We start from the raw sequence: 18088 nt of genomic DNA, 5'->3' as shown, positions 1-18088 counted from the left end.
CCATGCAGATTGGATCGGGTCCGTGCTGCTGGACACTCTGCGGGCGGTGCGGCGCCGCAGCGAAGCACTGATCGCACCTCTGGAACCTGAAGACCTGATGCTCCAGGGGATGGCCGATGCCAGCCCCCCGAAATGGCATCTGGGCCACACCAACTGGTTCTTCGACACCTTCGTGCTGCAACCCCATGCTGCTGAACATCAGGCCTGTGACCCGCTTTGGAGCTATCAGTTCAACTCCTATTACGACGCCGTCGGAGCGCGTCACCCCCGGCCGCAGCGGGGGCTGCTCAGCCGTCCGGCCATCAGCGCGGTGCTGACCTGGCGCAAAAAAGTAGATGCCGGTCTAGAAGCACTGCTGCAGGAACTGCCCGAAGGGGTTGACGACTTAGTGCAGCTCGGCCTGCAGCACGAGCAACAGCACCAGGAACTGCTGCTAATGGACCTGTTGGATGGCTTCCACCGCCAGCCATTGGAACCCGTCTACAACCCTGAGGCTGAGCTAACCCTGACCCTGGAGGAGGAGCAGTGGCTGGCCTGCCCCGGCGGATTAACGAAGATCGGCCATCAGGGCGAGGCATTCCACTTCGATAACGAGGTGCCGCAGCACCGGGTGTGGCTGGAGCCGTTTGAGCTGAACAGCAGCCTGGTGAGCAACGCCGACTACACCAACTTCATCGCCGATGGGGGCTATCAACGCCCGGAGCTGTGGATGAGTGCAGGCTGGGCCTTGGTGCAACAGCACCAGTGGCAGGCACCGCGCTACTGGCGGGAGGACAACCACGAATTCACCTTGGCGGGCCGCAGCTGCCTCGCCCCCCAGGCACCGGTACGGCATTTGAGCTGGTTCGAAGCGGATGCCTATGCCCGCTGGAGCGGTGCCCGGCTCCCTACCGAAGCAGAATGGGAACACGCCATTGGCCTGCATGGCACTGCCATGCAGCACGCTCACCGTGTGTTGTGGCAGTGGACCGCCAGTGCCTACAGCCCCTACCCCGGGTTTCGCCCGGTGGAAGGGGCGATCGGCGAATACAACGGCAAATTCATGAGCTCTCAGATGGTGCTGCGGGGCAGCAGCTGGCTCACCCCCAAAGGACACGAACGCGACAGTTACCGGAATTTCTTCCCGCCAGCGAGCCGCTGGATGGCCTCTGGAATCCGTCTGGCCCGATGAGCATCAGCCTGCTCAACCTCCACCCACCCTCGGCGGATCTGCAACGCCTGGTTCGGGATGGCTTGCGGCGCAGTCCTCGCCAACTACCGGCATGGATGCTCTACGACGCCGAGGGATCCCGGCTGTTCGCCGAGATCTGCAAGCAACCGGAATACACCCTCACCCAACGGGAAATCGCTCTGCTGGAAAAGAACGCACCCGCCATCGCTGCCGCCACGGGCCCCGGAATGGTGGTGGAATTCGGCATCGGGAATGCCCGCAAGGTGGATCCGCTGCTCACAGCTCTGGGCAGCAGCGTCTTCGCCGCGCTGGACATCAGCCTCAGCGCCCTGAAGGAGGCGCTCTCCGGCCTCGCGGCCAGACACCCCAACACCGCCATGGTGGGCATCTGCTGTGACCACACCCGCCTGGAGCAGCTGCCGCAGCATCCCGCTCTGGACGGCCAAAGGCGCATCGGCTTCTTTCCTGGCAGCTCCTTGGGCAACTTCACTCCAGAGGAAGCTGTCGACTTTCTGCGCAGTGCCCGGCGGCTGCTGGCTGGAGGGCCGCTGCTGCTGGGGCTGGATCAACCGCGCGAGCCGGCCCTGATGGAGGCCTCCTACGACGATGCCGCCGGCGTTTCCGCCGCATTCGCCCGCAACCTGCTGCAGCGGCTCAACCGAGACCTGCAGGGCGATGGCGATCCCACGCAATTCCGCTACCGGGCCCAATGGCAGGCGGGGCATCAGCGCATCGAAATGGCGCTGGTGAGCACACAGGATCAGACCTTAAACCTGGGCGGTGAGGCCTGGTTCTTTCGCCAGGGCGACGCCTGGATCACTGAACACAGCGTCAAGTACTCACCGGACTCCGCGGCCGCCCTCGCAGCCCAGGCCGGCTGGCGGATCCAACGCCGCTGGACCGATCCACACCAGCAGATGGCTCTGCATCTGCTTTTGCCGGCAAACTGAGCTAACAGACTAATCCAAAGACGGAGTCCAGGAGCTCAGGCCGCATGAAATCAGACGAACGGCGTCAAGCCATCAAACGGCAGCGTGAGCAGCTGATCCAAGACCTGGACGCGGTCTACATGGCGGCCTTCGATCGCCTGGGCGAACTGGAAGGTGAGGTGGGCGAAGTGAAAGCGGCACAGCTCACCCAGATGATCCTGAAATCCAAAACAGCCGCGATCGAGTCCCTGGAGAAAGAGATCGAAAAACCAGTGATCACCACCCCAGGCGAGGCATGAGCAGCTGGCTGGAGCAGCTGGAGCGGGAGCTGGATGCTCGGCTCTCCGCCTTTCTACGCAACAACCCCGTCCAGGAGCAACTGTTCAGCGAACAGCACCTGAAGGATCGGGCGACAGCCCTCCAGCGGCAACGTAAGCAACTGCAGGGCGAAGCGAAGCAGCAACGCCAGCAGCTGCTGAGGCTGGCAGAGGACGTACGGGCCTGGCGCAGCCGGGTGGAGCGTGCCACGGCAGCCGGCGCAGCGGATCTAGCCGGGCAAGCCGAACAACATCTCACCAGCCTGATGAGCCAGGGCCGTGCCCTCTGGGCCGACCTGGAAAATCTGGGACGCCGCTTCAACGAGGTGGAGCAACAGCTGAAGGAGCTTCACCAACAACAACAAACACCCAGCCCCTCAACACTGGAGAAGGACTGGGCCCTGTTCGAAGCCGAGCAGGAACTTGAGCAGTTGCGACGGGACGCCGGCCTGAGCTGACTCAGGCCTTGGGAGCAGGAGGCTCGAGGCTGACACCCTCGGGCGGAGGGGTGGGGTCCGGGTCGGCGATCAGCATGTGCTGCAGCACGATTTCGGGGCGCTCACTATCGCGCCAACGAATCCGGTACGCGGGCATCTTGGTGCCGCGACTCGTGGTCTGTTCCACCGGCTCCATCACCCAACCCCGGCGGGAACGGCCCTGGGGGTTGCGCTTGACCACCGCATCGGCGTGCTTGAAGCGGAACCCAACGCGCTCTCCACTCATGGGATTTGGACCATGCCACTGAGTTAATTATCCCATTGCGGGGGCATCCTCTGCCCTGGACTCCGGCCGTAAGAGCGGGAAGGCGATCACATCGCGAATGGAAGGGCTGTCCGTGAGCAGCATCACCAAACGATCAATGCCGATGCCGAGGCCACCGGTGGGAGGCATACCTACCTCCAGGGCCGTGACGAAGTCTTCGTCCAGCCCCTGAGCTTCCAGATCCCCAGCCGCCTTGCGGGCCTGCTGGGCCTCCAGGCGCTGGCGCTGATCCACCGGATCCGTGAGCTCACTGAAGGCATTGGCATGCTCACGGCCGACGATGAACAGCTCGAAGCGTTCCACCAGGCCAGGCTTGCTGCGGTGAGGCCGGGCCAGGGGTGAAATCTCCACCGGGTAATCGGTCACAAAGGTGGGCTGAATCAACGTTGTCTCCACCGCCTGCTCGAAGGCCTCATTCAGCAGGCGCCCTACGGAATCGGCCAGCTCAGGGGCATGCAGGCCCTTGGCCACCATCGCCGCCGCGGCCTCCTCCCGGCTGCCAAAGCTCTGAAAATCAAGCCCGGTGGCCTCCTCCACCAGCTCATGCATGGTCGCTCGGCGCCAGGGAGGGCTCAGATCAATCTCCGTGCCCTGGTACGTGATCTGGCAGCTGCCGCAAACCTCCTGACAGACGGCACTGATCATCTGCTCGGTGAGCTCCATCATTCCGATGTAATCGGAATAGGCCTGATAGATCTCCACCGAGGTGAACTCCGGATTGTGACGGGTGCTGACCCCCTCATTCCGGAAGATCCGGCCCAGTTCGTAAACCCGCTCGAAGCCCCCCACCACCAGCCGCTTGAGATGCAGCTCGGTGGCGATGCGCAGGGTGAGGGGGAGATCAAGGGCGTTGTGATGGGTCTCAAATGGACGTGCATCGGCACCGCCGGGTTCGCTTTGCAACACCGGCGTCTCGATTTCGAGGAAGTCCCGTTCATCCAGCCAGCGGCGGATGCCACTCACCAGCCGCGCCCGGCGGCGAAAGGTCTCCCGGGTGTCTGGAGACACGATGAGATCGAGGTAGCGCTGGCGGTAGCGCTTCTCCACATCGGCAAGACCGTGCCACTTATCCGGCAGCGGCTGCAGCGCCTTGCTGAGCATGCGCCAGTCGCTCACCTTCACCGACAGCTCACCGCGATCGGTGCGGCGCAGGGTGCCGCTCACCCCAAGCCAGTCACCACCATCCACCAATCCGGTGATCTGCTTGAACCAGCCCTCCTGCTGCGCCTCCAGACCTGCTTTCTCCAGAAACAGCTGAATGGTGCCGGTCTCATCCGCCAGGGTGAAAAAGGCGAGCTTGCCCATCACCCGCCGCGTCATCACGCGACCGGCGACGGACACAGTCACAGCACGCTCTTCTCCTTTGGGGAGATCGGCATGGGTCTCCTGCAGGGCCGACATGCGGTGGGTCGGCTCAAAACCGAGGGCGTAGGGCCCCTGCCCGAGATCAGCCAGTGCCCTGGACTTCTCCAAACGGGTGTCGCGCAGCTCAGACACAGCAGACGTGGCAATCGGGCGCCATCCTGCCCGCTCGTGGGTGGTTCAGGCCGTCGCCGCGGTCTCCCCAAGACGCTGCGAGCAATAACCGATGCCTCGAACCGTGAGAATCAGCTCGGGATTACGGGGATCCGGTTCCAACTTGCCCCGAAGCCGAGCCACGTACACATCGACCACCCGCAGGTCAGCGGCGCGGCGGGGCGGGTAACCCCAGAGTTGCTCCAAAATTTCCGCTCGGGGAACCACTTGGCCGGGTTCGCGGAACAGCAATTCCAGCAGGCTGAATTCGGTGTAGGTGAGGTTGATCCGTTCGGCACCACGGGTGACCTGTCGGCGGTTGGTATCCACCACCAGCTCGCCCAGTCGCATCACCCCTTGACCGGTCGGCAACTCACGGCTTTCGATCTCAGCGGCTCCCCGACCCACACGGCGGAGGATGGTGGCGATGCGTGCTTCGAGCTCCTTCGGACTGAATGGTTTCGGCAGGTAGTCGTCGGCTCCCAGGTCCAGGCCGGCCACCTTCTCCGAAATGGCATCGACAGCCGAAAGGAAAATAATTGGTACGCAGGATTCCGCCCGCAGACGACGGCATACCGCGAATCCATCGAGCTTCGGCAGCATCACATCGAGCACCACCAGATCCGGTGATTCGCTGTGAAACAGCGACAACGCCAGTTCACCATCCTCAGCGCACACCACGCGGTAGCCAGCAAGTTGCAGCCGCATCACCAGGACGCGCCGAACAGCCGCCTCGTCATCAACGACCAGGACAGTGGCTTTGGGTTGGCTCAGGACGTCACCAGACATCAACCTGGCTTAACGAGTTGAAACCTTACCGTTCAATCCGAACAGACCGGGTCGAAACCGCTCTGACAGCGGTCGCTTTACCGATTCTCTTAAGAAAGGACAGCGATCATGGCCAGCGCGCCTGGGAATAACGATTCCATTCCCGCGCGGCCTCCCTTAGCGCCACATCGCTGTCCAGCTGCCCCAGCATCGCCCGCTGCAATTGGGTGTAGATGATGCTCTGCAGACGCTTGATCCCCGGGAGAGCCGGCACCAGAACCCTTGCCTGCTGGAGGGTCTGAGCGGAGAGCAGGCGGGCGCTGCGAATCTGTTGCTCCTGCTCTGTGGCGGGTTGCTCCTGCTCCAGCGACGAACGCACCACCGCCAGGGCCTCAAGGGAGGAGGGCAGCACCCTGGCCTGTTGCGCAAAACGGATTTGATTGGCGGCATCGGTCAGGAACAAGGCCAGGTCCACGGCCTCCTGGGCGCGCACACTCTGCTGGGGAACCGCCAGTGTCATCAGGGCCACATTGGCCGTGCCATCGGGTCCGGTGAGGGGCGGATGCGGTTCCGTTGCGGCGGCGATGCCCGGTGCATTGACCTGGATGCTGCGCAGAAACTCCGCTCCTGTGGCCGCCATGGCGAGATCACCGCTTTGAAACAGCTCAATCGCCCGACGCTGACCCTGGCTGACCACTTCACGAGGCAACAGCCCCTCCCGATAGAGGTCCGTCCAGAAGCGGAAGGCCTGACGACCGGATGGACTGTCGAAAACCGCCCGACGCTGGTCATCCAGCAGGGTGACACCCATCTGCACCATCGACTCGAGCAACTCCGCCGAGTCATCCGGCACAGTCGTGATGAAGAGTCCGTAGCGACCCGTTCGCTCACGGATACGACGGGCAAACCCTGGAATCTCCTCCCAAAAACTGGGGGGTTGATCGATTCCCGCTCGCTCCATTAGGCGACGGTTCACCAGGCTGAGGCGAACCGTTAGATACCAGGGGATCGCGATCTGTCCGGCATCAGCATCGCGGCAGGCCTCCCAGACGGATGAGAGGTATCGGCTCGCAGCCGTCGGGGGGAGGAGAGGGGTCAGATCCGTCAGCCCCCCCTTGCTGGCGAGATTGGCGGCAAACGGTGGGTTGAGGTTCACCACATCAGGCGCCGTACGGGCATAGACAGCCGCCAGCAGCTTTCGCTCCACCGATCCCCATGGCAGGTCTGTCCAGCGCACCCCAGCAGCGGGACGTCGCTGTCGCCAGTCCCCCAGCACCTCAGCGAAGTAGTCATTGAATTTGGGAGCCAGCTGCAGGGTCCAGAGCTCTAGGGACTGCTGTCGCGATGCAGGTCGACCACAGGCCGCCAGCCCTGTTGCCAGCGATCCCACCAGCAGCTGCCGGCGGCTGAGTTTCATGACGGCACCCTCCGACGCCAGATCAGCAGTTGCACGGAGGCAAGCATCGGTGCCAGGAGTGCGGTGATCAGAGCCTGACACCAGAGGGTGTGCCAACCCCAGCTCCGCAGCAGTGGGTCCAGCGGCCAGCCGGAACGCATCAACAGTGGAGCGAGCACCGTGAGTCCCAACAGCATCGAGCCCAGCCAGGCCAGCAAACCGAGATTGAGGCTGCGCTGGATCGGTTGGGCCCGACGCCCCAGCCGCCCCCACCACCAGCCCAGCAGCACCAGCGCCGGGATCTGGCTCGAACCCGACAGATGCATACCATCCATCACTAGGCCCACGGCGAGGCCGGACAACGCACCGGAAACCGGCCCATCCACCAGCGCCCAGGGCAACAACCAGATGACGGCCCAGGCCGGTGGAACGCCGCCGATGCCCAACCAGGGGGGAGTCGCGAGGGTGGCCAGGGGGACCAGCAGACTTGAGGCCACACAGAGCGGCTGCTGATGCAAGCGGGCCATGGTCAGCGCGTCATCACCTGCACCCAATCGATGGCCTCTGGAGCAGCGATCAGCTGCACCACTGCAGCTGTAGACGGCGTCACCTGCTCGTCCACGGCCTGGACCACACCCACAGGAATGTTGGGGGGCAACAATGTGCTGGCTGGCGACGTACTCACCAAATCACCGGGGCGCACATCCGGATCCCGATCGATGAAACGAAGCTTCGGTCGGCTGGAGCCCGTCCCCACCAGCAAGCCATGGCGACGCGAACGGGGCAGCCACACACCGATCTCGTGACCTGGAGCGGTCAGTAACTTCACGCGCGCTGTCGCTGGGCTGCTGCTGGCAACACGTCCCACAAGTCCTCCGGGACCCAGCACGGCATCGTTCCGTGCAATGCCGTGAAGACTCCCTTTGCCGAGTTCCAATTGCTGCCACCAACCGCGGGGGCGTCGGGAGATCACTGCCGCCGAGACCACACCATCAGCGGCGCCATCCTGCTGAAGAGCCAGAAGTCCCCGCAGGCGCTCGTTATCCCTCTCCAGAAGGGTCAGCCTGGATTTCAGTTCCAGGTCGTTGGCGGACACGATCCACTCCCGCTGCGCTGACCCAGGCCAGAACGGGCGACTGAGCAAGGCGTAGGCATCAACAAACCCGGCACCCTTGCTGAGACGGACCACTACAAGTCCCGCTAACAGCAGAAGCCAGGGGGTCAATCGACCCAATCCGCGCCAGCGACTGTTCCCAGACCGCAGCATTGGGGCCATGGGCTTAGGCGCCAGCAGGTGAGCGGATGAATTCCGGCGTATCAACAACACGCTGCAGGCGTTTCCAGTCCTCCAGCACCTGCCCGCAGCCGTTGACGACGCACAGCAGCGGGTCTTCGGCGATGTGGACAAAGATGCCTGTTTCGTGGCTGATCAGATCGCTGATGCCGCGCACCAGCGCTCCACCACCGGCCAGCATGATGCCGCGATCCACAATGTCGGCGGCGAGTTCAGGGGGTGTGCGTTCCAGGGTGCGCTTCACAGCCTCAACAATCACGTCGAGGGGTTCACCAATCGCTTCCCTTAGATCGCCGGCTTTCAGGTTGATGGTGCGGGGCAATCCGGAGAGAAGGTGCAGACCGCGCACATCCATCGACTCTTGGTCAAAAGCATCGTCAGGAAACGCACAGGCGATGCGGATCTTGATGTCTTCCGCGGTGCGTTCGCCCACCACCATGTTGTGCACCTTCTTGAGATAGACGCCGATCGCATCGCTGATCTCGTCACCCGCCACCCGCACGGATTCACTGAGAACCGTTCCGCCGAGGCTCAACACGGCGACCTCGGTGGTGCCGCCGCCGATGTCGACGATCATGGTGCCGACGGGCTCGGTCACCGGGAGACCCGCACCGATCGCCGCCGCCACCGGTTCGTCGATGAGATGTACCTCCCTTGCACCGGCCATACCGGCTTCCCGCACGGCCCGCCGCTCGACGCCTGTGACACCGCTGGGGATGCCCACCACAAGGCGTGGAGCCATGATGCCGCGGCCTTCATTGCCCTTGGTGATGAAGGTCTTGAGCATCTGCTCAGCCGCATCGAAGTCAGCGATCACACCATCGCGGAGCGGACGGACAGCGCGGATGTTGCCTGGGGTCCGACCCAGCATCAACTTCGCCTCATCACCCACAGCCAGGGGTGTTCCGCGCTCGAGATCCAGCGCGACGACGGACGGTTCCTGCAGAACGATGCCCCGACCGGAGACGTAGATCAGGGTGTTGGCAGTGCCAAGGTCGATACCGATGTCGCGAGACAGCTGGAAACGACGAAACAGCACAGTCTCAGGACCTCAGGCCGGTGAATCATAGAGGCGAATTTCAACGGTGCCTGTTACATCCGGCGGTCTGGGTGGAACTCCTTGAAGGCAGCCACCGAAACCGTGGCGCATCATTGAAACCATCACCAGGAGATGAATCCCATGGGCGTGAATTCCGTCACCCTTGTCGGCCGTGCCGGCCGCGACCCCGAAGTGCGTTACTTCGAATCCGGCAGCATGGTGGCCAACCTCACCATGGCTGTGAACCGCCGCAGCCGCGACGATGAGCCGGACTGGTTCAACCTCGAAATCTGGGGCAAACAGGCCCAGGTGGCTGCGGACTATGTCAAGAAGGGATCGCTGCTGGGCATCATCGGCAGCGTCAAACTGGATCGCTGGACCGACCGCAACAGCGGTGAAGAGCGCAGCAAACCCGTGGTCCGCGTCGACCGGCTCGAACTGCTGGGATCCAAACGGGACAACCAGGAGGCCGCCGGCAGCTTCGGTGGTCAGGCCTCCGACGAAGAAATCCCTTTCTGAATCAAACCGTTGACGTCGGCGCTCAGTCTGAGGACTGACGCCGGCGCCAGACCCCCAGGCCCAGCCAGATGGCCCCACCCAAAACAGCCACCACCAAGATCACCTTCACAGCTTTGGAGACCGGGTCGATCCACACCTCAACATTGCTGTAGCCCTCACCCAGCACCATCCCGGCCACGGTGAGCAACAGGGTCCAGATCAGGCTGCCGGCCGTTGTCCAGAGCAGAAACGGAGCCATCGGCATCATTTCGATGCCAGCCGGCACGGAGATCAAGGTGCGGATGCCGGGCACCAGACGCCCCCAGAACACCAGAGCGGTTCCATAACGGCCGAACCAACGGCGACTGCGTCCCAGTTCCTCGGGACTGATGCCGATCCAGCGTCCGTGATGCCTCAGCCACTGCTCAATCCGCTCTTCATTGATCAACCGACCGATCCCGTACCAGGGCAGAGCACCCAGCACGGTGCCCATCAGGCCGGCGAGGACCACCGGCACCAACTCAAGCTGCGCCTGCTGAACGTAGAAGCCCCCGAGGGGCATGATCAGCTCAGAGGGGATCGGCGGGAACAGATTCTCCAGGAACATCGCCGCGAAGATGGCCGTGTATCCCAGCCATTGGTTGGCCTCAACCGCCTGACCGATCAGCTGCGGAAGCTGCGTGATGACATCAGAAAGCCCCATGGAGCCTGCGCGTGATCGCGCAAGTCTTCCACGGGGCTGAACACTCCACCTGAGGGTGGATCAATAGCGGTAGTGGTCGGGCTTGTATGGACCTTCCACCGGCACGTTGATGTAGTCGGCCTGGTCGGTGCTGAGCTCGGTGAGCTTGGCGCCGATGCGATCCAGGTGCAGACGGGCCACCATTTCATCGAGGTGCTTGGGAAGCACATACACCTCCTTGCCGTACTCGTTGCCCTTGGTGAACAGCTCGATCTGAGCCAGCACCTGGTTGGTGAAGGAGTTGCTCATCACGAAGCTGGGGTGGCCGGTGGCGCAGCCCAGGTTCACCAGGCGACCTTCCGCCAGCAGGATGATCCGGTTGCCGCTGGGCAGGGTGATGTGGTCGACCTGGGGCTTGATGTTGTCCCACTTGTACCCCTTGAGCGAGGCAACATCGATCTCGTTGTCGAAGTGGCCGATGTTGCAGACGATCGCCTCGTCCTTCATCTTCTCCAGGTGCTCGTTGCGGATCACCTGATAGTTGCCGGTGGCGGTCACGAAGATGTCCATCTCCTCGACCACATCTTCCAGACGGACGACGCGGTAGCCCTCCATGGCCGCCTGCAGGGCACAGATCGGATCCACTTCTGCGATGCACACGGTGGCGCCGAGGCCCCGCAGGGACTGGGCTGAACCCTTGCCCACATCGCCGTAGCCCATCACCAGGGCCTGCTTGCCGGCCACCATCACGTCGGTGGCGCGCTTGATGCTGTCCACCAGGGACTCACGGCAGCCGTAGAGGTTGTCGAACTTGCTCTTGGTGACCGAGTCGTTGACGTTGATGGCAGGGAAGGGCAGCTCGCCGCTCTTCTGCATCTTGTAGAGACGCGCCACACCCGTGGTGGTCTCCTCGGTCACGCCCTGGATTTCAGCCTTGGTGCGCGAATAAAAGGTGGGGTCCTGGGCCAGCTTCTTCTTGATCGACGCAAACAAGAAGGTCTCCTCTTCGTTGGAGGGGTTGTCAAGAACGGTGATGTCCTGTTCCGCCTTGCTGCCGAGCATCACCAGGCCAGTGGCATCGCCGCCGTCGTCCAGGATCATGTTGGGGGAACCGCCATTGCCCCACTCGAGGATGCGGTGGGTGTACTCCCAGTACTCCTCGAGGGTTTCGCCCTTCACGGCGAAGACTGGAATGTTCTGGGCTGCGATCGCTGCAGCAGCGTGATCCTGGGTGGAGAAGATGTTGCAGGAGGCCCAACGCACTTCGGCGCCCAACTCCACCAGGGTCTCAATCAGACAGGCGGTCTGAATCGTCATGTGCAGAGAACCGGCGATACGGGCTCCCTTCAGGGGCTTCTCACTGCCGTACTTCTCACGCAGCGCCATCAGACCGGGCATCTCGGTCTCGGCGATGTCGAGTTCCTTGCGGCCGAAATCGGCCTGGTTGATGTCGGCGATGACGCAATCGACACCGAGCTTCAGTTCCGTCGCGGTTGTGGGCGCTGCCACCATGAGTTGATGCTCCCTGGGAAACGTGGAGGTGAATCTCTGCAGAGACGCCGAGGCTTCGGGCTCGCTCAGTTCGGACTGTACACAGTGTGTCTGGACCCTCAAGTCGCTGGCCACAACCCGGAGCCTTGGTCAGCACGTGGCAGGCCATCTCCCCGCGGGAAGCATCCTGCTGTTGCAGGGGCCACTCGGAGCGGGCAAAACCTCACTGGTGCAGGGCCTTGCCCTGGCCTGCGGCATCACTGAAGCGATCACCAGTCCAACCTTTGCCCTGGCCCAGCACTACCCGGACGGGAATCCGCCCCTCGTCCATCTGGATCTCTACCGGCTGGACGCTCCGGGATCAGCTGATGAGCTGTTTCTCCAGGAAGAGGAGGAGGCCCGGGCGATGGGAGCCCTGATGGCGGTGGAATGGCCCGAACGGCTCAGCTTGGCGCTGCCAGAAGCCTGGCGCTTGGAGCTGTGCCATGTCGGAGAGGGCCGCCGCGCTCAGCTCACACCTCCCAGAAAAACCTCCACCTGAGCCTCTGTTGGTTGGGGATCAATGCCGCCGGGGCCTCCGCAGACCAGGGCGCCGCAGGCCGCCGCGAAACGAATGCGCTCCTGGGGTGCGGCGGCCCACCGGTGCAAAAGACCTGCCGTGAAGGCATCACCAGCGCCGGTGGTATCGACGACGGTGGGGGGCTGAAAGGCGGTCTGCTCACCTGAGTCGGCTCCCAATTGCCAGCGCACCGGGGCGGCGCCATCAGTCACCACCACATCCGGCCGCTGGGGCAAGGCCTGCTGGATCGCGCCTGGATCGTCGGTTTTGAAGAAACACAGCGCTTCCTCCCGCGCCAACTTGATCAGAGCCGCCTGCTGCAGCAACGGCTCAGTAGCAGCCAAAGCCTTGGGCCCAGGCCCTGTGGCCGGATCCGCGACCGGATCCCAGAACGTGGGGCGCCAGTTCACATCGAGGGCTATTCCTGTGCCCTGGCTCTGGGCCTGACGCACAGCCGAGAGCAGGGCCGAGGCTGACATTGGCGCCGCCAGCGGCAGCGTGCCGATCAACAACCATCGGGCCGGGGGCAAGGAGGCTGGCTCCAAAGCCTGATCAGCAAATCCAAGGCCCTGATCCCCAGAAAAGGCCTGAAACTGCCGTTCACCGTCTGGCGAACGGCGCACCAAAACGATGCGACTGGGACGCTCGGCATCCCGCTGCAGCAGCTCGGTCTGCAGTCCACGCTCAGCAAACAACGTGGAAAAAGCCTCGCCGATGGCATCCTGCCCCAAGCGACCGGCAAAGGCCACGGGGGTCCCCAAGCGAGCCAGACCACAGGCCACATTCGCCGGAGCTCCTCCCAGACGGTCGTCCACCGGACGATCCAGCGCAGGATCACCTCCAGGCGGCCCAAGCCGATCGATCAGAGCTTCACCAAGACAGACAACAGAACAAGGGCCTGCTATGTCGGATCCCATGGAGTCGGATGCATGGCTCGCTGGCGCCAGAAGTCGCCATTGAGCTCATGATCCAAAGCATCCAGCTGATCAGCGTGATTTTCACGGAAAGAATCCAGGCCCTGGCGTTGGGAACGAATCCGATCGCTGCTGTTCAGTAAGGCAACCAAAAATCTGTCACGATCCTCAGGAGACAGCGTTCCCGCACGACAACGTTCATTCATCAGGCGGGCTATTTCAACAACAGTTCCATCCAGAGACCGTCGTGGACTCACACCACTTGGCATTGGTAGGGGCTTCAGTGCGCGCAACATTTCCGCTGCATCGGCGTTGTGCGCCAACCAGGCCACCAGATCATCCAGCAGGGATGAACGTGCATAGGAGACCCACTGGACCGCACAACCCGCGGCCTGCATCTGCTCCTCCAGAAAGGCGTAGCGAAACACCTGCCCCCGCGTCGCCAACTCCGGCCGCCGATCCCGGTCGATCTGTTCCTGCAGAAACTCCTCGTAGGAGGAGGTGCGCATCACGTGCCCTTTGAGGTTTTGGAGATACAGGCTCGGATACACCTCCCGCAGCGGTCGCGCCACCAAAACGGCTTCTGCAGGTACTGGCACCAAATGCAGCGCCGCTTTCAAGCGCTGCGGATCCACCCGACAAAGACATTCATGGGACAGCAACAACACCCGCGGCCAACCCCGTCTTTGCTCGGCCTCCACCACCGCCTCGAGGTCGTCCAGCTCCTGGCGGCGCAGATGGCGGAAGCGAATTCCGCACTGCTCCAACTGGGAGCTATTGAGCACAAGCAATTCCTGAAACGCCGTTGAGCCCGTTTTCATCGGGCCGGCATGGAGCAGCAACTTCATCGGCGAGCCAGCAACGCCGCAATGATCTTTGCGTTGGCCGCTGGGAAGGCGAAGTTCTTCAGGTCATCCGGACGCACCCAACGCACCTGTTGACTGGCAAGAGGCTGCGGCTCCCCCGACTCCCAATTGCAGAGATGGACCACAAAGCGCAGCTTCTTGTGGCTAAAGGCGTGATCAACAGTGATCAGTTCATCGCCGACCGTCACCGCAATGCTGAGTTCCTCCTTAAGTTCGCGAGCGATACAGGTTTCGATCGTTTCGTCTTTCTCCTGTTTGCCGCCGGGGAACTCCCACATCCCCCCCAGCAAACCTTCCTCCAGACGCTGGTCGATCAACACTTCCCCCGCCACGTTGAGCACAACGCCCACACCGATCACTTGAAAGGGCAGGGGCTTCGGGGCGTCGGTCATGGGCCAGCGGCAAGGATCGCCGGAAGCGTAGGCAGCGCAGTGGGATTGCCAGGGGCAGCGGTGGCAGTCCGGCTGGCGAGGGGTGCAAACCGTGGCCCCCAGATCCATCAAGGCCTGGTTGGTGTCCCGCGGCCGCAACGGATCGAGCAAAGCCTCACTCCAGCTCCAAAACAAAGCGTCATCGCGAGCCGGCGGGCGCGGATATACCGTCAATCGCGCCAGCACCCGTTTGACATTGCCATCCAGAATCGGCAGTGAAGCATTGAAGGCACTGGACAGAATGCTGCCGGCGGTGGTGCGACCGATGCCCGGCAAGGCCATCCAGCCCTCCAAGCTGCGGGGCCAAGGCCCGCCCACCAACCGCTGCGCCGCCTCATGCAACCGGCGAGCCCGCGAGTAGTAACCGAGCCCCTGCCACTGCAACCGCACCTCCTCAAGAGATGCAGCAGCCAGAGCCTCAACTGTGGGGAACGCTGTCATCCAACGCTCCCAGTAGGGAAGTACCACCGCCAACTGGGTCTGCTGCAGCATCACCTCCGCGATCCAGATGCCGTAAGGGTCGAGATCTTGTTCGAGAACCGGGGGCGCGCCATCGGTCAAGAGCTTCCAGGGAATCCCACGCCGACCCTGTTCGCCCCACCAGGTGAGCAACGCTTCAGCGAGCACCGGCACAGGGAAAGGCTGCTTAGGCATCAACGATGGGAAGTTCAAACCGTGCTGTGTCCGCGCCAGGTTCAAACGTCACTGAATTGCCAAGGACCAGCACATCGTGGAGATAGTCGACCATAAGCACGAGCAGCGATTACGCATCACCGAGGCGACGGTGCGATCCGTCGAATCCGGCTGAAGCCGATCCTGATGACTACCACCGCAGCGTTACCGGCTTTCTACTACTAGTACTGATTAACAGAGATAAAGCCCACGACCAACAACCCGGGCACGGTCATCTTTGGAGGAGTGGTGTTGGCCATAACATTGGTGCTTGGGGTGGCGCATAACCGGCATAAATGCCGGTGAAAACGCAGCAACGAGAAATTATTATCAAAACCAATGACTCCTATGCAACTTAGGATTCGATAAAAATGGACAGCCATCAATACTCAGACGACACCTTTTTCATATTCATATTTTCCCTCAATAATTCAGGCACAACTATAATGAGTCAGTACATTAATAACTGCATATCAAACAGCTACTTGCCAGAATATGGCAACAATGAAGGCCAGGCAATACCAGAAGCAAAGAGAATCATGAGCATAAAAAAATGGGATCAAAACCAAAAATTTGACTGGTCAAAAATCAAAACCATATGGAGCAGCTATGCGAAAAAACATCACAAGAAAATATTCATAGAATGTAGCCCACCGAACTTATTGAGAATAAAGCCAATTACAGACACTTTCCCGCATCACAGATCTATTCTTTCCATAAGCTCACCATACTCGTACATAAGTTCAAATGTCGAAAACTATATGGAAGGGATGGATATAAAAAATGCAATAAATTGCGCAACAATGAGATGGATCAAGAGAGCTCTCATTCAAAAACAAAATATAGAAAATTTTCCTAATATACCATTCATTTCTTATGAACATTTCTGCAAAAATCCAGAAAATCTGATTTCCATGCTGAGGCTCGAAAAAAAACATTTGAAGCTAAATCGGAATAACAAATTAAGGGGTAAAAAAAATTTTCCAATTCAATGTATTATAGACATGACCCCTAGACATTTGAGTTTTTTAGGATTGGACGGCCTAGAAGAAGCAAATCACCATCTCAAGCATAGCAAAAAATTGCTAAAGTTTTATGGATATAAAATTCTGGATTACGAAAACACTAACAGCAGCCTTAGGGACAGCCCACTTTTAGCTAATATCGGACTCCAAAAAAGGATCAACTGGAATGCAAAATCGTAATTTTGAATGCTGGACCTGGAGAGGTTACTCAATAAACTGGAACGTAATTAATAACAGTAACAATGCCTCCGCAACATTATTAATTCATGGCTTCGGAGCCAACACAAATCATTGGCGCTTCAACCAACCGGTGCTGGCTAAACAGGCGCCCACTTATGCCATTGATCTGCTCGGTTTCGGGCGCAGCGATCAACCCCGAGCCAGATTGAAAGATGAACAAGACAGCGGAGCTTACGTTCATTACAGCTTTGACCTCTGGGGCCAGCAGGTGGCCGACTTCTGCCATGAGGTGATCGATCGGCCGGTGCACTTGGTGGGCAATTCCATCGGCGGGGTCGTGGCTCTACGAGCGGCACAACTACTTGGAGACCGTTGCCAAGGCGTTGTACTGATCGACTGCGCCCAGCGCTTGATGGATGACAAACAGCTGGCCGCACAGCCAGCCTGGATGGCCTGGATCCGACCGCTGCTGAAAACGATGGTGCGTCAGCGTTGGCTCAGCACAGTCCTATTCCGCAATGCGGCACGGCCTGGCGTGATCCGCAGAGTGTTGAAGCAGGCCTACCCCAGTGGCAGCAACATCGACGACGAGCTGATCAACTTGCTGTACCAACCCACCCAACGCGATGGGGCGGCCGAAGCCTTTCGTGGCTTCATCAACTTGTTCGACGACTATCTCGCCCCACAATTGATGCAGGACCTCTCGATTCCGGTGGATATGGTTTGGGGGGACAAGGATCCCTGGGAGCCATTACCTGAAGCACAGCGATGGAAAGAAACCATCGATTGCGTGCGCTCGCTCACAGTGATACAAGGTGCCGGACACTGTCCCCATGACGAGGCACCGAATACAACCAATCAGGCTTTGCTCAAAGCACTGACATCGCCTCTCCCTAAACTACCTTCGTCATGACACTCCAAAACTGCTTTTGGCTCAGCGCCCCAAGGCTCCAAAGCGCTGCAACACATTGGTAATCCTCAACGAGGAATCTTCTCAGATTATTTATTGCTGCGGCATCAAGATCTTGCTCGATCTGCCTCTTTGATACATTGCTGCGCTCCCGGACCTCTGACACATCAACACGCAATACTCTTTCGCAATCAGAAGCCAAGGTCTCCTGACAAACAACACCAAAAATATTGCCTGGGGTGAGCACACCCAACAGAGGTTGACAGTAAAAAGATATTGACTCACGCAAATGATGAACGCTGCGAAAATCTCTAGCCACAACCTGGTCAAGTCTTCCATCTGGCCGGTAGAGAGATCGCGCCATCGCACCTAAACTCAAGTATTTGCGCAGAACCTTTCTCTCGCCAGGAAAGCGTCGAACTTGATCAGGAAGCTCGTCCTCAAGAACAAGCTTTCTACGCCACTCGAAAGCCGAAAAAGCTCTGCTAATCGGGTTACGCAGGCAAAACAGATAATCACAATTCGAATCAACAACTACGCCGTTGATGTGTGACTCAAAGAATGAAGAGTATTGTTTTTTGACGACAGGAGAAGTTGGAAGGAGCTTTTTGACAGTGGAGCCCCCACACTTACCAACATGAACGAACTGCAGTTGGCGTTTCAAACCAT

At 60.4% G+C, this 18088-nt stretch carries 21 protein-coding genes; 8 read left to right on the top strand and 13 right to left on the bottom strand.

All coding sequences use genetic code 11. From position 1 onward, the window contains the following. Positions 1-22 precede the first annotated feature (22 nt). From egtB to SynA1528_RS00655, 4 genes are read left to right on the top strand one after another with little or no spacing between them, the layout of a single operon-like run. On the top strand, positions 23-1171 hold the full coding sequence (gene egtB, locus SynA1528_RS00670; RefSeq protein WP_186587241.1) for an ergothioneine biosynthesis protein EgtB: 1149 nt from the start codon (positions 23-25) through the stop codon (positions 1169-1171). Then, positions 1168-2121: an L-histidine N(alpha)-methyltransferase gene (gene egtD / locus SynA1528_RS00665; RefSeq protein ID WP_186587240.1), complete on the top strand. Its 954-nt coding sequence runs from the start codon at positions 1168-1170 to the stop codon at positions 2119-2121. Before egtB ends, egtD begins: the two co-directional genes overlap by 4 nt. Before the next feature lie 44 nt (positions 2122-2165). Beyond that, positions 2166-2399 (top strand): hercynine metabolism small protein, encoded by a 234-nt coding sequence (locus SynA1528_RS00660; protein WP_186587239.1) that lies wholly within the window; start codon positions 2166-2168, stop codon positions 2397-2399. Beyond that, positions 2396-2875, top strand: coding sequence for a hercynine metabolism protein (locus tag SynA1528_RS00655; RefSeq protein WP_186587238.1), 480 nt, complete (start codon positions 2396-2398; stop codon positions 2873-2875). The genes SynA1528_RS00660 and SynA1528_RS00655 overlap by 4 nt, the downstream gene beginning before the upstream one ends. A 1-nt stretch (position 2876) precedes the next feature. On the opposite strand, the gene SynA1528_RS00650 is transcribed toward SynA1528_RS00655, so the two are convergent. From SynA1528_RS00650 to SynA1528_RS00620, 7 genes are all read right to left on the bottom strand, one after another. Beyond that, positions 2877-3140 carry a DUF8660 family protein gene (locus tag SynA1528_RS00650; RefSeq protein ID WP_006851112.1) on the bottom strand — a complete coding sequence of 88 codons (264 nt, stop codon included), beginning with the start codon at positions 3138-3140 and terminating at the stop codon, positions 2877-2879. A gap of 27 nt (positions 3141-3167) precedes the next feature. Continuing rightward, positions 3168-4676 (bottom strand): lysine--tRNA ligase, encoded by a 1509-nt coding sequence (gene lysS / locus SynA1528_RS00645; RefSeq protein WP_186587237.1) that lies wholly within the window; start codon positions 4674-4676, stop codon positions 3168-3170. A 45-nt stretch (positions 4677-4721) separates the two neighbouring features. Further along, on the bottom strand, positions 4722-5483 hold the full coding sequence (gene rpaB, locus SynA1528_RS00640; protein ID WP_186587236.1) for a response regulator transcription factor RpaB: 762 nt from the start codon (positions 5481-5483) through the stop codon (positions 4722-4724). A gap of 106 nt (positions 5484-5589) precedes the next feature. Then, complete coding sequence (locus tag SynA1528_RS00635; protein ID WP_186587235.1) at positions 5590-6879, bottom strand: ABC transporter substrate-binding protein; 1290 nt, start codon at positions 6877-6879, stop codon at positions 5590-5592. Continuing rightward, on the bottom strand, positions 6876-7385 hold the full coding sequence (locus SynA1528_RS00630) for a rod shape-determining protein MreD (protein WP_186587234.1): 510 nt from the start codon (positions 7383-7385) through the stop codon (positions 6876-6878). Before SynA1528_RS00630 ends, SynA1528_RS00635 begins: the two co-directional genes overlap by 4 nt. Before the next feature lie 2 nt (positions 7386-7387). Next, on the bottom strand, positions 7388-8134 hold the full coding sequence (gene mreC, locus SynA1528_RS00625) for a rod shape-determining protein MreC (RefSeq protein ID WP_186587233.1): 747 nt from the start codon (positions 8132-8134) through the stop codon (positions 7388-7390). 4 nt (positions 8135-8138) lie between these two features. Beyond that, entirely contained in the window at positions 8139-9191 is a 1053-nt protein-coding gene (locus SynA1528_RS00620) for a rod shape-determining protein (RefSeq protein ID WP_286187848.1), read from the bottom strand. A gap of 141 nt (positions 9192-9332) precedes the next feature. On the opposite strand from SynA1528_RS00620, the gene SynA1528_RS00615 reads away from it, so the two are divergent. Continuing rightward, positions 9333-9710, top strand: a complete 378-nt coding sequence (locus SynA1528_RS00615; RefSeq protein WP_011126999.1) for a single-stranded DNA-binding protein — start codon at positions 9333-9335, stop codon at positions 9708-9710. A 22-nt stretch (positions 9711-9732) separates the two neighbouring features. Here the strand turns inward: SynA1528_RS00615 and SynA1528_RS00610 are convergent, their stop codons facing one another. Both SynA1528_RS00610 and ahcY read right to left on the bottom strand, forming a co-directional pair. Continuing rightward, positions 9733-10392 carry a DedA family protein gene (locus SynA1528_RS00610; RefSeq protein WP_186587232.1) on the bottom strand — a complete coding sequence of 220 codons (660 nt, stop codon included), beginning with the start codon at positions 10390-10392 and terminating at the stop codon, positions 9733-9735. A gap of 60 nt (positions 10393-10452) precedes the next feature. Next, positions 10453-11883 carry an adenosylhomocysteinase gene (gene ahcY / locus SynA1528_RS00605; RefSeq protein ID WP_186587231.1) on the bottom strand — a complete coding sequence of 477 codons (1431 nt, stop codon included), beginning with the start codon at positions 11881-11883 and terminating at the stop codon, positions 10453-10455. A 28-nt stretch (positions 11884-11911) separates the two neighbouring features. Here ahcY and tsaE point away from each other — a divergent pair, with 28 nt between their 5' ends. Continuing rightward, complete coding sequence (gene tsaE / locus SynA1528_RS00600; protein WP_186587230.1) at positions 11912-12403, top strand: tRNA (adenosine(37)-N6)-threonylcarbamoyltransferase complex ATPase subunit type 1 TsaE; 492 nt, start codon at positions 11912-11914, stop codon at positions 12401-12403. Here tsaE and SynA1528_RS00595 read toward each other — a convergent pair. The 3 genes from SynA1528_RS00595 to mutT are packed head-to-tail and all read right to left on the bottom strand — an operon-like array spanning position 12370 to position 15286. Continuing rightward, positions 12370-13338, bottom strand: a complete 969-nt coding sequence (locus SynA1528_RS00595; RefSeq protein ID WP_186587229.1) for a carbohydrate kinase family protein — start codon at positions 13336-13338, stop codon at positions 12370-12372. The two genes, tsaE and SynA1528_RS00595, sit on opposite strands and share 34 nt — an antisense overlap. Beyond that, complete coding sequence (locus SynA1528_RS00590) at positions 13323-14183, bottom strand: hypothetical protein (RefSeq protein ID WP_186587228.1); 861 nt, start codon at positions 14181-14183, stop codon at positions 13323-13325. Before SynA1528_RS00590 ends, SynA1528_RS00595 begins: the two co-directional genes overlap by 16 nt. Then, positions 14180-15286: an 8-oxo-dGTP diphosphatase MutT gene (gene mutT, locus SynA1528_RS00585; protein WP_186587227.1), complete on the bottom strand. Its 1107-nt coding sequence runs from the start codon at positions 15284-15286 to the stop codon at positions 14180-14182. Before mutT ends, SynA1528_RS00590 begins: the two co-directional genes overlap by 4 nt. A gap of 464 nt (positions 15287-15750) precedes the next feature. On the opposite strand from mutT, the gene SynA1528_RS00580 reads away from it, so the two are divergent. Then, positions 15751-16509: a hypothetical protein gene (locus SynA1528_RS00580; protein WP_186587226.1), complete on the top strand. Its 759-nt coding sequence runs from the start codon at positions 15751-15753 to the stop codon at positions 16507-16509. Further along, positions 16496-17422, top strand: coding sequence for an alpha/beta fold hydrolase (locus SynA1528_RS00575; RefSeq protein ID WP_186587225.1), 927 nt, complete (start codon positions 16496-16498; stop codon positions 17420-17422). Before SynA1528_RS00580 ends, SynA1528_RS00575 begins: the two co-directional genes overlap by 14 nt. Here the strand turns inward: SynA1528_RS00575 and SynA1528_RS00570 are convergent. Next, positions 17403-18083, bottom strand: coding sequence for a hypothetical protein (locus tag SynA1528_RS00570; protein WP_186587224.1), 681 nt, complete (start codon positions 18081-18083; stop codon positions 17403-17405). The genes SynA1528_RS00575 and SynA1528_RS00570 overlap by 20 nt on opposite strands. Positions 18084-18088: the final 5 nt, after the last annotated feature.

The organism is Synechococcus sp. A15-28, assembly GCF_014280175.1.
Lineage (GTDB): Bacteria > Cyanobacteriota > Cyanobacteriia > PCC-6307 > Cyanobiaceae > Parasynechococcus.
Note: the sequence above shows the minus strand (reverse complement) of the source record. Positions and strands in the feature narration are given on the sequence as shown.

Bases quoted from the DNA above. Each gene is read 5' to 3' on its own strand.
- SynA1528_RS00580 (WP_186587226.1), top strand. From the start codon at position 15,751: ATGAGTCAGTACATTAATAACTGCATATCAAACAGCTACTTGCCAGAA.
- SynA1528_RS00595 (WP_186587229.1), bottom strand. From the start codon at position 13,338: ATGGGATCCGACATAGCAGGCCCTTGTTCTGTTGTCTGTCTTGGTGAA.
- SynA1528_RS00615 (WP_011126999.1), top strand. From the start codon at position 9,333: ATGGGCGTGAATTCCGTCACCCTTGTCGGCCGTGCCGGCCGCGACCCC.
- SynA1528_RS00630 (WP_186587234.1), bottom strand. From the start codon at position 7,385: ATGGCCCGCTTGCATCAGCAGCCGCTCTGTGTGGCCTCAAGTCTGCTG.
- rpaB (WP_186587236.1), bottom strand. From the start codon at position 5,483: ATGTCTGGTGACGTCCTGAGCCAACCCAAAGCCACTGTCCTGGTCGTT.
- SynA1528_RS00575 (WP_186587225.1), top strand. From the start codon at position 16,496: ATGCAAAATCGTAATTTTGAATGCTGGACCTGGAGAGGTTACTCAATA.
- SynA1528_RS00635 (WP_186587235.1), bottom strand. From the start codon at position 6,879: ATGAAACTCAGCCGCCGGCAGCTGCTGGTGGGATCGCTGGCAACAGGG.
- SynA1528_RS00610 (WP_186587232.1), bottom strand. From the start codon at position 10,392: ATGGGGCTTTCTGATGTCATCACGCAGCTTCCGCAGCTGATCGGTCAG.
- mreC (WP_186587233.1), bottom strand. From the start codon at position 8,134: ATGGCCCCAATGCTGCGGTCTGGGAACAGTCGCTGGCGCGGATTGGGT.
- ahcY (WP_186587231.1), bottom strand. From the start codon at position 11,883: ATGGTGGCAGCGCCCACAACCGCGACGGAACTGAAGCTCGGTGTCGAT.
- SynA1528_RS00590 (WP_186587228.1), bottom strand. From the start codon at position 14,183: ATGAAGTTGCTGCTCCATGCCGGCCCGATGAAAACGGGCTCAACGGCG.
- SynA1528_RS00655 (WP_186587238.1), top strand. From the start codon at position 2,396: ATGAGCAGCTGGCTGGAGCAGCTGGAGCGGGAGCTGGATGCTCGGCTC.
- SynA1528_RS00650 (WP_006851112.1), bottom strand. From the start codon at position 3,140: ATGAGTGGAGAGCGCGTTGGGTTCCGCTTCAAGCACGCCGATGCGGTG.
- SynA1528_RS00660 (WP_186587239.1), top strand. From the start codon at position 2,166: ATGAAATCAGACGAACGGCGTCAAGCCATCAAACGGCAGCGTGAGCAG.
- mutT (WP_186587227.1), bottom strand. From the start codon at position 15,286: ATGCCTAAGCAGCCTTTCCCTGTGCCGGTGCTCGCTGAAGCGTTGCTC.
- egtD (WP_186587240.1), top strand. From the start codon at position 1,168: ATGAGCATCAGCCTGCTCAACCTCCACCCACCCTCGGCGGATCTGCAA.